12 protein-coding genes are annotated in these 12,461 nt (G+C 52.7%); 8 read left to right on the forward strand and 4 right to left on the reverse strand.

The window, feature by feature from the left end:
* Positions 1 to 74: 74 nt before the first annotated feature.
* Positions 75 to 1,031, forward strand: coding sequence for an archaetidylserine decarboxylase (asd, locus tag A7983_RS04775; protein WP_005972998.1), 957 nt, complete (start codon positions 75 to 77; stop codon positions 1,029 to 1,031).
* A 54-nt stretch (positions 1,032 to 1,085) separates the two neighbouring features.
* Positions 1,086 to 4,409 carry a miniconductance mechanosensitive channel MscM gene (mscM, locus tag A7983_RS04780; RefSeq protein ID WP_005972996.1) on the forward strand — a complete coding sequence of 1,108 codons (3,324 nt, stop codon included), beginning with the start codon at positions 1,086 to 1,088 and terminating at the stop codon, positions 4,407 to 4,409.
* A gap of 83 nt (positions 4,410 to 4,492) precedes the next feature.
* Here mscM and epmA read toward each other — a convergent pair whose 3' ends face one another.
* Positions 4,493 to 5,470 (reverse strand): elongation factor P--(R)-beta-lysine ligase, encoded by a 978-nt coding sequence (gene epmA / locus A7983_RS04785; protein WP_005972994.1) that lies wholly within the window; start codon positions 5,468 to 5,470, stop codon positions 4,493 to 4,495.
* Positions 5,471 to 5,945: 475 nt separating this feature from the next.
* Here epmA and frdA point away from each other — a divergent pair, with 475 nt between their 5' ends.
* The 5 genes from frdA to blc all read left to right on the forward strand — a co-directional run bounded on the left by frdA (position 5,946) and on the right by blc (position 9,966).
* A complete protein-coding gene (gene frdA, locus A7983_RS04790; protein WP_005972992.1) occupies positions 5,946 to 7,742 on the forward strand; it encodes a fumarate reductase (quinol) flavoprotein subunit in 1,797 nt (598 codons plus the stop codon).
* A complete protein-coding gene (locus A7983_RS04795; RefSeq protein ID WP_005972989.1) occupies positions 7,735 to 8,472 on the forward strand; it encodes a succinate dehydrogenase/fumarate reductase iron-sulfur subunit in 738 nt (245 codons plus the stop codon). Before frdA ends, A7983_RS04795 begins: the two co-directional genes overlap by 8 nt.
* Before the next feature lie 13 nt (positions 8,473 to 8,485).
* Positions 8,486 to 8,881 (forward strand): fumarate reductase subunit FrdC, encoded by a 396-nt coding sequence (frdC, locus tag A7983_RS04800; RefSeq protein WP_039478967.1) that lies wholly within the window; start codon positions 8,486 to 8,488, stop codon positions 8,879 to 8,881.
* Positions 8,882 to 8,895: 14 nt separating this feature from the next.
* Complete coding sequence (gene frdD / locus A7983_RS04805; RefSeq protein WP_005972985.1) at positions 8,896 to 9,252, forward strand: fumarate reductase subunit FrdD; 357 nt, start codon at positions 8,896 to 8,898, stop codon at positions 9,250 to 9,252.
* Between the two features lie 129 nt (positions 9,253 to 9,381).
* Positions 9,382 to 9,966, forward strand: a complete 585-nt coding sequence (gene blc, locus A7983_RS04810; RefSeq protein ID WP_005972982.1) for an outer membrane lipoprotein Blc — start codon at positions 9,382 to 9,384, stop codon at positions 9,964 to 9,966.
* Positions 9,967 to 9,999: 33 nt separating this feature from the next.
* Here the strand turns inward: blc and A7983_RS04815 are convergent, their stop codons facing one another.
* The 3 genes from A7983_RS04815 to efp form a co-directional block, all read right to left on the reverse strand.
* The gene (locus A7983_RS04815) at positions 10,000 to 10,353 is read right to left on the reverse strand and encodes a DMT family protein (protein ID WP_005972979.1); all 354 of its coding nucleotides are present in this window, start codon (positions 10,351 to 10,353) and stop codon (positions 10,000 to 10,002) included.
* 112 nt (positions 10,354 to 10,465) lie between these two features.
* Positions 10,466 to 10,597, reverse strand: a complete 132-nt coding sequence (locus A7983_RS04820; protein ID WP_005972977.1) for an entericidin A/B family lipoprotein — start codon at positions 10,595 to 10,597, stop codon at positions 10,466 to 10,468.
* Positions 10,598 to 10,777: 180 nt separating this feature from the next.
* Positions 10,778 to 11,344 (reverse strand): elongation factor P, encoded by a 567-nt coding sequence (gene efp, locus A7983_RS04825; protein ID WP_005972974.1) that lies wholly within the window; start codon positions 11,342 to 11,344, stop codon positions 10,778 to 10,780.
* Between the two features lie 41 nt (positions 11,345 to 11,385).
* Between efp and epmB the strand changes: the two genes are divergently transcribed.
* Positions 11,386 to 12,432: an EF-P beta-lysylation protein EpmB gene (gene epmB, locus A7983_RS04830; RefSeq protein WP_005972972.1), complete on the forward strand. Its 1,047-nt coding sequence runs from the start codon at positions 11,386 to 11,388 to the stop codon at positions 12,430 to 12,432.
* The last annotated feature ends 29 nt before the right edge of the window (positions 12,433 to 12,461 follow it).

Genomic DNA, 12,461 nt, shown 5'->3' on the forward strand with positions numbered 1-12,461 from the left:
TTACCGCTGGTAATGCTAAGCGTGTTTCCCAGAAAGCTTGTTTTATGGCGCACTATTAACTCAAGAGGCTCACTGTGCTGGATAATATCAAAATCAAATTACAGTATTGGCTTCCCAAGATCTGGCTGACCCGCTTAGCGGGCTGGGGAGCAAATAAGCGTGCGGGAAAACTCACCAAGCTGGTGATCGATCTGTTTGTCCGTCAATACCACGTCAACATGCAGGAAGCGCAGCAACCAGATACCGCATCCTACCGCACGTTTAACGAATTTTTCGTTCGCCCACTGCGTCCTGGCGTTCGCCCTGTCGATCCGCATGCGCACCGTCTGGTGCAGCCCGCAGACGGCGTTCTATCGCAGTTTGGCCCGATTACCGACGGCAAGCTGATTCAGGCGAAGCATCACGACTACACGCTGGAAGCGCTGCTGGCTGGCAACTATGTGATGGCCGATCTGTTCCGCGACGGTCTGTTTGCCACCATTTATCTTTCGCCGCGTGACTATCACCGCCTCCACATGCCGTGTGACGGTGTGCTGCGTGAAATGATTTATGTCCCAGGTGACCTGTTCTCCGTCAACCTGCTGACGGCAGATAACGTGCCGAATCTGTTTGCGCGTAACGAACGCGTCATTTGCCTGTTTGATACTGAATTTGGTCCGTTGGCGCAGATTCTGGTCGGCGCGACCATTGTTGGCAGCATCGAAACGGTGTGGGCAGGCGTGGTGACGCCACCGCGTGAAGGCATCATCAAACGTTGGACCTACCCACAGGCGGGTGAAGAAGGTGCAGTCGTGCTGGTGAAAGGTGAAGAAATGGGCCGCTTCAAGCTCGGTTCAACCGTGATTAACCTGTTTGCCGCAGGGAATAATCTCCAGTTTGCCGCACATCTGAATACCCTGAGTGTGACTCGTATGGGTGAACCGTTTGCCGAAGTCCATCAGGATGAGCAAACGCCCGTTGTCTTCCCGGAAAGAACCGAGTTGGAAGAAAATGGCACCGTGCAGACAGGCCACCAGCCCGACGCACCGTAAATAACGTCCGACTTTAGTCGCTTGTCAAAGTGTTGTTTGTAAAAGGTAGCTAACGTGCGTTTGATTCTGACTTTTCTTCTGGGATGCTTATTATCAACCGCCGCGTTGGCTGCCACTGCGCCCAATGAGGCACAGTTACGCCAGCAGCTACAGCAGGCGGAAGCCAACAAAGGTGCAGCCGATCAGGCGAAAGTCGTTGAGGAATATCAGGCTGCGCTGAATACCTTGCAGGATCGCAAAGAAGCGCAGGAACGCGCCACGCAGTATCAGCGCGTCATTGATGATTTCCCCAAGCTGGTTCAAGAGCTGCGTCGCCAGCTTAATGCCGAAGACGGTAAACCTTCATCGATTTCAGAAAGCCTCTCCAGTAACGATCTCGAACAACAGTTGCTACAAACGAGCAGCCAACTGTTGGAACAGGCCCGCCAGCTCCAGCAGGAGCAGGATCGACTGCGTGAAATCGGCGATTCACTGAGTCAGCTTCCGCAACAGCAAACCGAAGCCAGCCGCATGCAAAGCGAGGCGGAACGCCGTATTCAGTCGCTCGGTACACCCGCCACGCCGCTGGGGCAAGCACAGCTCGTCGCACTTCAGGCCGAATCAGCCCTACGTAAAAGTCGGGTGGACGAACTGGAGCTGGCACAGCTTTCAGCCAGTAACCGCCAGGAGCTATCCCGGCTACGCGTCGAGCTATATAAAAAGCGTCACGACAGACTGGATCTGCTGCAACAAGATTTACGTAGCCGACTCAACAATCTCCGCCAGCGTGAAGCCGAGCTGGCATTAGAACGCACCGAGCTTCTCGCTGAACAAAGTGGTGATTTACCCGCCGTCATCAGCAAGCAGCTACAGGTTAACCGTGAGCTCTCCGTCGCGCTGAATCAGCAGGCGCAGCGGATGGATCTTATTGCTTCTCAGCAGCGTCAGGCCGCGACGCACACGATCCAGGTTCGTCAGGCGCTGAGTACCATTCGCGAACAGGCCCAGTGGCTCGGCGTTTCACCAATATTGGGGGAAACGTTACGCGCACAGATCGCCCGCCTGCCGGAAATGCCCAAACCTCAGTTGCTGGATAGCGATATGGCGCAACTGCGCGTACAGCGACTGCACTTTGAAGACCTGATCAACAAACCGCAAGATCTTGATAACGCGAAGCAGGATAGCGGCGATCCGCTGACCAGCGCACAACAGCGTATTCTGACCGATCAGATGCGTACCCAGCGCGATCTGCTGACTTCGCTGATCTCTGGCTGTGATTCACAGATACTGGAACTCACCAAACTCAAAGTCGCCAATAACCAACTGGCGGATGCATTGACCGAAACGCGCGAAGCAGCCCACCGCGATCTGTTCTGGGTGGCTGATGTTGAGCCTGTGACGTTCGCCTATCCGATCAAGCTGGTGCAGGATCTGACGCGCCTGCTGTCGCTGGATACGCTGACGCAGTTGGGTAGTGCGTTAGTGATGATGGTGACCAGTCAGGAAACCGTGCTACCGCTGCTGGGCGCACTGCTGTTGGTTGGCTTCAGTATCAGTTCCCGCCGTCACTATCATGCGTTTATGGAGCGTGCCAGCAGCCGTGTCGGCAAGGTCACGCTCGATCACTTTATGCTGACGCTGCGTACCGTGTTCTGGTCTCTTCTTACCGCCCTGCCTCTGCCGGTACTCTGGGCGGCGCTGGGCTACGGACTGCAAAATGCCTGGCCTTACCCGATTGCCGTTGCCATCGGCGATAGCGTCACCGCCACCGTGCCGTTAATGTGGCTAGTGATGATCAGCGCCTCGTTCTCACACCCGCAGGGACTGTTTATTGTCCACTTCCGCTGGTCGCCAGAGCACGTAGCCAGAGCGATGCGCTATTATCGCCTCTCAATCGCCTTTATCGTGCCGCTGATTATGGCGCTGATTACCTTCGATAAACTCAACGATCGCGAGTTCTCTAGCACGCTGGGGCGGCTCTGCTTCATCCTTCTCTGTATGGCGTTGAGTTTGGTCACCACTGGGTTAAAACGCGCTGGTATTCCGCTCTATCTGGATAAAGAAGGTTCGGGGGAAAATTCCGTTAACCGCGCGATGTGGAACATTCTGATCGGTGTGCCGCTTGTCGCCGCGCTGGCCTCCTGCATTGGCTATCTGGCGACCGCACAGGCGCTATTAGCGCGATTAGAAACCTCCGTCTCGATCTGGTTCTTCCTGCTGGTGGTTTACCACATTATTCGCCGTTGGATGCTGATTCAGCGGCGTCGCATCGCCTTCGATCGTGCCAAACAGCGACGCTCGGAAATTCTGGCGCAGCGTGCCAAAGGCGAAGAAGAGGCGCAGCCTACCTCGTCCCATGAAAGCAGTTCGGAAGCCGTCGAAGAACCCATCGTCGATCTGGATGCCATCAGCGCCAAATCCTTGCAGTTGGTGCGATCTATTCTGACGCTGATCGCACTGGTTTCCGTGATCGCACTGTGGTCAGAAATTCATTCAGCCTTCGCGTTCCTGGAAAACATCAGCCTGTGGGATGTCTCCAGCACGGTTAAAGGCGTAGAAAGCGTACAGGCGATTACACTGGGATCGGTACTGATCGCCATTCTGATCTTCATTATTACCGCACAGCTAGTGCATAACCTTCCCGCCCTGCTGGAGTTGGCGATCCTGCAACACTTGGATCTGTCGCCGGGCAGCGGCTACGCCATTACCACCATCAGCAAATACATTCTGATGCTGATCGGCTGTCTGATGGGGTTCTCGCTGATCGGGATCGAATGGTCGAAACTACAATGGTTGGTTGCCGCACTGGGGGTAGGACTCGGGTTCGGCTTGCAGGAGATCTTTGCTAATTTTATCTCCGGCCTAATCATCCTGTTTGAGAAACCAATCCGCATCGGCGATACGGTCACGATCCGCGATCTCACGGGTAGCGTCATGCGCATTAATACCCGCGCTACCACCATTTCTGACTGGGATCGCAAAGAGATCATCGTCCCGAATAAGGCGTTTATCACCGAGCAGTTTATCAACTGGTCACTGTCGGACTCCGTCACCCGTGTGGTGCTGACCGTACCCGCACCGGCGAACGCAAACAGTCAGGAAGTGACTGAGCTACTTATGGATGCAGTAAAGCGTTGTTCGCTGATCCTCGATACGCCAGAGCCTGAAGCCTTCCTCGTCGATCTCCAGCAGGGAATTCAAATTTTCGAGCTGCGCGTTTTTGCCGCCGAAATGGGGCACCGTATGCCACTGCGCCACGAGCTGCATCAGTTGATTCTGGAAAACTACCGCAAGCACAATCTGGAGCTTCCTTTCCCACCGTTCCAGGTGAAAATGGACAATCTGTCGCGCAATGGGAAAACGCTGACGCCACGGCAGCGGACGCCGGGCAGCTTATAAGAAAGGAAAACGGGCGGCGGCCAGATATGGCACCGCCCTGCATCAGGATTATTATTACATCGAGATTGATGACATAAAAATGGTTACGCGCGCTCTACGGAGAACGCAATCACGTCACTCAGGCTTTCAGCCTTCAACGCCAGCATGATCAAACGATCCACACCCAGCGCCACACCGGAACACTCCGGCAAACCCTGTTTCAGCGCCGCTAGCAGGTTTTCATCGATCGGCTGTTGCGGCAAGCCACGCGCGGCACGTTTGCGGTTATCCTGCTCGAAACGCTGGCGCTGCTCATCGGCATCGGTTAATTCACGGAAGCCGTTCGCCAGTTCAATCCCTTTAAAATAAACTTCAAAACGCTCGGCAACGCGATGGTCCTCGGAACTGATCTCTGCCAGCGAAGCTTGCGTGGCAGGGAAATGGTAGACAAACGCCGGTTTGTCGCGACCGATGTGCGGCTCCACGCCAAAGGTAAACAGCATCTGCACCAGCGAATCGCGATCGTCTTCGCGGCAGGCAATATCACCCAGCCCAAGCTTTTCTGCCGCTTCACGCAGTTGCGTTTTATCAACAGAAAGGGGGTCAATCTCCAGATGGCGTAAAAATGCCTGCTGATAAGAGAGCATTTCTGCGCTTTCACAGTCCAGCACCTGCTGCAACAGATCATCGACCTCATTCATCAGGCGATACATATCATAATGGGGGCGATACCATTCCAACATGGTGAATTCAGGGTTGTGGTGTCGGCCTGATTCTTCGTTGCGGAAGCTACGGCATAGTTGAAAGATCGGCCCACTACCGGCAGCCAACAGACGTTTCATGTGGTATTCCGGGCTGGTCATCAAATACAGCGTCATGCCATCCGCAGCGCCGGGACCCACGAAGCGGGTTTGGAACGGGTATAAGAAAACATCCGTTACCGTGGCCTGGCTCATCGCCGGTGTTTCAACTTCAAGCACCCCACGATCGGTGAAGAAACGTCGGACAGCCGCAACTATCGACGCTCTTTTCAACAAATTAGCGACAGAAGCACTAGGTTGCCAACTTGTCGTCTCGCTCATGGTTCTTACTCCAAAGTCAAAATAGGGGGTGCAGTCTACCCGCATCAGCCCAAATTTCCAGCGGAAAAAGTGCCACAGCGAATTTTTAGCAATGCACATTCTTCCCTTTAGGAAGGGACGATGAAGGTAGCAGCCGTAAATTATATCTAGTGAATCATTTTTTAATATCCCTCTCAAAAGGGTTATTAAAGAAATAAAAGCATTATTTCCCCGTAAATAAGCCTTTCGATCACGTTTTTATCAATAAATACGGAACCCGCTGAAAAAACCACAAAATGCAGGATCACATCAAATTTCGTCTACCTATAATTCGGTATAATCATTCCCACACAAAAATTATAGGTTTATCTATTCTTTATACGTCTATCACACAATTTTAAGCGGGTTTGATATTAAGCTCAGATATAAAGACAGAAACGGATAGATATTATTTTTTTATTTTAACTTAATTAACTTAAGTAACTGGAGGAATGCATTGCAAACCTTTAACGCTGATTTGGCCATTATTGGGGCCGGGGGCGCTGGCCTCCGAGCGGCAATTGCTGCCGCAGAAGCCAATCCCCAACTGAAAATAGCGCTGATATCAAAAGTCTATCCAATGCGTAGCCATACCGTGGCGGCAGAGGGTGGATCGGCAGCGGTAACTCAGGAACACGATAGCTTCGATTATCACTTCAACGACACCGTATCCGGTGGCGACTGGTTGTGTGAACAGGACGTTGTGGATCACTTCGTCAAACACTGCCCGGAAGAGATGATTCAACTGGAACAATGGGGCTGCCCCTGGAGTCGTAAACCAGATGGTTCGGTCAACGTTCGCCGCTTTGGCGGAATGAAGATTGAACGCACCTGGTTTGCTGCCGATAAAACCGGCTTCCACATGCTGCACACGCTGTTCCAAACCTCCCTTAAATATCCACAAATTCAACGTTTCGATGAGCACTTTGTCCTCGACGTTCTGGTCGATGACGGCCAGGCGCGCGGTCTCGTTGCCATCAATATGATGGAAGGTTCACTGATTCAGATCCGTGCTAACGCCGTAGTACTGGCAACAGGCGGCGCAGGCCGCGTGTACCGTTACAACACCAATGGCGGCATCGTCACGGGCGACGGTATGGGCATGGCGTTCCGCCACGGCGTGCCGCTGCGCGATATGGAATTCGTTCAATATCACCCAACGGGTTTGCCCGGCTCCGGTATCCTGATGACCGAAGGCTGTCGCGGTGAAGGTGGCATCATGGTCAACAAAGACGGCTACCGCTATCTGCAAGACTACGGTATGGGCCCGGAAACGCCGCTGGGCGAACCAAAAAACAAATATATGGAGCTAGGCCCGCGCGATAAAGTATCGCAAGCGTTCTGGCACGAATGGCGCGCAGGTCGTACCGTCTCAACCCCGCTGGGTGATGTGGTTTACCTCGATCTACGCCACCTCGGCGAGAAGAAACTCAAGGAACGTCTGCCGTTCATCTGCGAGTTGGCAAAAGCTTATGTTGGCGTCGATCCCGTGAAGGAACCCATTCCCATCCGTCCTACTGCGCACTATACGATGGGCGGCATTGAAACCGATCAGAACTGCGAGACCCGTATCAAAGGGCTGTTTGCCGTCGGCGAATGTTCTTCTGTTGGTCTGCATGGAGCAAACCGTCTGGGCTCCAACTCACTGGCCGAACTGGTGGTCTTCGGTCGCGTTGCAGGCGAACATGCCGTACAACGCGCACAGGCAGCAGCACCAGCCAACGGTACGGCACTGGACGCACAAACGCGCGACATCGAACAGCGCCTGCATGACCTGATGAATCAGGAAGGCACCGAAAGCTGGGCGAAAATCCGCGATGAAATGGGCATGTCGATGGAGGAAGGCTGTGGCATTTACCGCACCACCGACCTGATGCAAAAAACTGTCGATAAGATGGCGGAGCTGAAAGAACGCTTTAAACGCGTGAAAATCACCGACCGCTCCAGCGTGTTCAACACCGATCTGCTGTACACCGTTGAGCTGGGCCACAGCCTGGATGTTGCGGAATGTATGGCGCACTCGGCAATCAACCGTAAAGAATCCCGCGGCGCACACCAGCGTCTGGATGACGGATGCACCGAACGTGATGACGTCAACTTCCTGAAGCATACGCTGGCGTTCTATAACCCAGAAGGTGCACCTCGTTTGGAGTACAGCGATGTGAAGATTACCAAACTGCCACCGGCTAAACGCGTATACGGTGCAGAAGGTGATGCACAGGAAGGTAGCAAGAAGGAGCAGGCGAATGGCTGAGATGATCAAAACCCTGAAAATGGAAGTCATGCGCTATAACCCGGAACAGGATCGCGAACCGTATTTTGAGACGTTCGATGTCCCGTACAACACGCAAACTTCCCTGCTGGATGCGCTGGGTTATATCAAAGATAACCTGGCACCAGACCTCTCTTACCGCTGGTCCTGCCGCATGGCGATCTGCGGCTCCTGCGGCATGATGGTGAATAAGGTCCCTAAATTAGCTTGTAAAACCTTTCTGCGTGAATACACGAATGGTCTGAAGGTCGAAGCGCTGGGCAACTTCCCCATCGAGCGCGATCTGGTGGTCGATATGACCCACTTCATCGAGAGCCTGGAAGCTATCAAGCCGTATATCATCGGCAACGATCGTAAACCTGCCGACGGCCCGAATAATCAGACCCCGGCGCAAATGGCGAAGTATCACCAGTTCTCTGGCTGTATTAACTGCGGTCTGTGCTATGCGGCATGTCCACAGTTTGGTTTGAACCCTGAGTTCATCGGCCCGGCGGCGATTACGCTGGCACACCGTTATAATCTGGACAACCGCGATCACGGCAAGAAAGAGCGTATGGCGCAGTTGAACGGTAATAACGGCGTCTGGTCCTGTACGTTTGTGGGCTACTGCTCAGAAGTGTGTCCGAAGCACGTCGACCCTGCCGCAGCCATCCAGCAAGGCAAAGTTGAAAGCGCGAAAGATTTCATGATCGCCATGCTGAAACCACAATAAGGGAGGGACAATGATGACATCTAAACGTAAAGCGTATGTTCGCGGTATGTCGCCAACCTGGTGGCAAAAGCTGGGGTTCTACCGCTTTTATATGCTGCGTGAAGGGACTGCCGTTCCTGCCGTCTGGTTTAGCATCGTTTTGATGTGCGGCGTCTTCGCACTGAAAAACGGGCCTGAAGGCTGGGAGAACTTCGTCAGCTTCCTGCAAAATCCGCTGGTACTGCTGATCAATATCGTTGCTCTGCTGGCTGCTGCGCTGCACACCAAAACCTGGTTTGAGTTGGCACCGAAGGCTAGCATCATCGTCATTAAAGACGAAAAAATGGGGCCAGAGCCAATCATTAAAGGGCTTTGGGCTGTCACCGTGGTGGTAACCGTAGCCGTTCTGGCGATCGCCTTACTATTCTGAACAGGAGAAATAACGTGATTAACCCAACGCCAAAACGTTCTGACGAGCCTCCCTTCTGGGGCCTGTTCGGTGCCGGTGGGATGTGGAGCGCGTTCTTCGCTCCGGTGATCATCCTGCTGGTCGGTGTAATGCTGCCTCTGGGGTTGTTCCCAGACGCGTTAACCTACGAACGCATCGCCGCATTCAGCCAGAGCTTTATCGGCCGCGTATTTTTGCTGCTGATGATCGTGTTACCGCTTTGGTGTGGCCTGCACCGCATCCACCACGCAATGCATGATCTGAAAATCCACGTTCCCGCCGGGAAATGGGTATTCTACGGTTTGGCAGCCATCCTGACTGTCGTTACCGTCATCGGTGTCGTCACACTGTAGCTGCAATTGTTACGCTGTAGATGCAACACCGTACTTAACGGCCTGTGATATTGCAGGCCGCTTTATTTCCCCGCCTTACCACGTCCATCGTCTACACTGGAACAGAGATGAAAATGATGAGACGTCAATATGATGCCCTTTAACACCATTAGCTTTAACACCATGCTTTTCAAACCTCTTATCTTCAAAATCAGACGATATGGGAAAGCATGCATTGCCACGCTGGTGGCACTCGTTTCCGTCGCCTGTAGCGTGACACCGCCCGATAACGTCAGCGTCGTGGAAAACGTTGACCTCAATCGTTACCTCGGCACCTGGTATGAAATCGCCCGTCTCGACCACCGCTTTGAGCGCAATCTGGAGCGCGTGACGGCAACCTACAGCCTACGGGATGACGGCGGGGTCAAGGTGATCAATCGCGGCTTTAACGTCGAGAAACAGGAATGGAGAGAAAGCATCGGGAAAGCGTATTTCACGGGGTCACCTCAGCGCGGGGCGCTAAAAGTGTCGTTCTTCGGGCCGTTCTATGGCGGTTACAATATCATTGGGCTGGATGACGACTACCGCTACTCCCTGATTTGCGGGCCAAACCGTGACTACCTGTGGATTCTCTCTCGCACACCAACGTTGGATACTGCAACGCGCGACAAACTGGTCGCCACGGCCAAACGCTACGGCTTCCCAACAGAGGCGCTCATCTGGGTCAATCAGTAACCTGAGCATATTAATCTTAGATGAAACGGTGCGTTATCCCATAATCTTATCGCGGAACATAAAGAACACCGCGCCCAGCAGGCATAACCCTGCCCAAATATAATCGGTGCGGAACGGTTCTTTTAAAATAAACATGGAGAAAGGAATAAATACGGAAAGGCTGATCACTTCCTGCAATATTTTTAACTGACCGGCAGAAGCGACCTGATAACCAATCCTATTTGCAGGCACCTGCAATAGGTATTCGAATAATGCGATACCCCAACTGATCAACGCAGCAATTATCCAGGTTCGGCCGCTGAAATAGCGTAAATGCCCATACCAGGCGAACGTCATAAATATATTGCTCAACGTCAGCATGCCGACAGTAATGAAAAGAGGCGACATTATTACTTCTCCGAGTGATCCACTTTCACATTATCTCGCCACGGGGAAGAAAACACCATCACGGCATTTTCTTCCACTCGGAAAAGTTATTACGACTTATTTCCTACGGCGGCTATTGGGCGCTGCGCTGAATGGCCTTCCCACCCGCTTCAACATCTTGCCCAACACCTCGGGTGGTATTACATCCAACCACCGCAGAGAGAATAACCAGAGAGAAAATGGCAACAAACGCTTTCTTCAGCATACTCGGTTCCTTCTTTATGAGAGTAGGATTTCAACGGTACGAAAGGACTGCTTTTTAAGCGTAGCCAATTTTAATGCTTGTGAAGGTTTTTTCGGATGAGGTGCGAAACAGAGGGAGACTCAAATGACGAAAAATGAATTAAAAATACCGCCCTCATAGAAGGCGGCTTTTTCAGATACATTACTTAACGCGTGAAACGTACTCACCAGAACGCGTGTCAACTCTGACAACTTCACCGATCTGTACGAACAATGGCACTTTAACCACGGCACCGGTGCTCAGCGTCGCTGGCTTGCCACCTGTTCCTGCGGTATCGCCTTTCAGGCCTGGATCGGTATCAGTGATTTCAGCTTCGATGAAATTCGGCGGCAGAACGGTGATCGGGCGACCATCCCACAGCGTAACGATACATTCAGCATTATCCTGCAACCATTTTACCGCATCACCAACGGTCTTCTCTTCAACCTGATGCTGTTCAAACGTCTCAGGGTGCATGAAATGGTAGAAGTCGCCGTCGTTATACAGGTAGTTCATGTTGGTATCGACGACGTCGGCACCTTCTGCTGAGTCAGTCGATTTGAAGGTTTTTTCAACGCGAGAACCCGTCAACAGGCGACGCATTTTTACACGAGCAAAAGCCTGGCCTTTACCCGGCTTAACAAATTCACTGGATTCGATAGCATACGGCTCGCCTTCGAACATGATTTTAAGACCGGAACGGAAATCGTTGCTAAGATAAGTCGCCATAAAGGCCCTCTACAATTTAACACTGGTACGAAGCCAAAAAAATGGCACACATTGTAACCCTAAATATACCTTCCAGAGAAGATTGGTTGCAGCAACTTGCGGACGTAATCACCGATCCTGATGAATTGCTACAACTTTTGGCTCTGGCCGATCACGAAAAACTCCGGCAAGGGCATGATGCACGCAGGCTTTTTGCTCTGCGTGTACCGCGCGCATTCGCCGCACGGATGCAAAAAGGGAATCCTGACGATCCGCTGCTGCTCCAGGTATTAACTGCCCGTGAAGAGTTTATTGTCACGTCAGGCTTCACCCACGATCCGCTTGATGAGCAACACAGCGTCGTTCCCGGGCTACTGCATAAATATCACAACCGCGCCCTACTGCTGGTTAAAGGCGGCTGCGCGGTGAACTGCCGCTACTGCTTCCGCCGCCATTTCCCGTATCAGGATAATCAGGGCAATAAGGCAAACTGGCGTCAGGCGCTAGATTATATCCGCCAGCACCCTGAGCTGGATGAAATCATTTTTTCCGGCGGCGACCCACTGATGGCCAAAGACCACGAATTGGACTGGCTGATCACCGAACTGGAACACATCCCACACCTGAAACGCCTGCGTATTCACAGCCGTTTGCCTGTGGTGATCCCCGCCCGTATTACCGATGTGCTGTGCGATCGTCTATCACGCAGTTCGCTTCAGATACTGCTGGTGACGCATATTAACCATCCGCAGGAAATCGATCCTGATTTAACACAAAGTATGGCGCGTTTACGCCGTGCAGGCGTGACGTTACTCAACCAAAGCGTGCTGCTGCGCGGGGTGAATGATAGCGCTGAGACACTGGCTCGGCTCAGTAATGCATTATTTGACACAGGTATTCTCCCTTATTACCTACACGTGCTGGATAAGGTACAGGGCGCCGCCCATTTTCTGGTGGATGACAACGAAGCGCGAGTCTTAGTCAAAGCACTAATGAAAAAGGTATCCGGCTATCTGGTGCCGCGTTTAGCGCGGGAAATCGGTGGGGAAGCCAGCAAAACGCCGCTGGATTTAGGGATGAGGCAGCATCAAGACGACACTGAACAATAACGTTGATCAATGCGTTAAGAACCCGGTGA

This window comes from Pectobacterium wasabiae CFBP 3304 (assembly GCF_001742185.1).
Classification (GTDB): Bacteria; Pseudomonadota; Gammaproteobacteria; order Enterobacterales; family Enterobacteriaceae; genus Pectobacterium; species Pectobacterium wasabiae.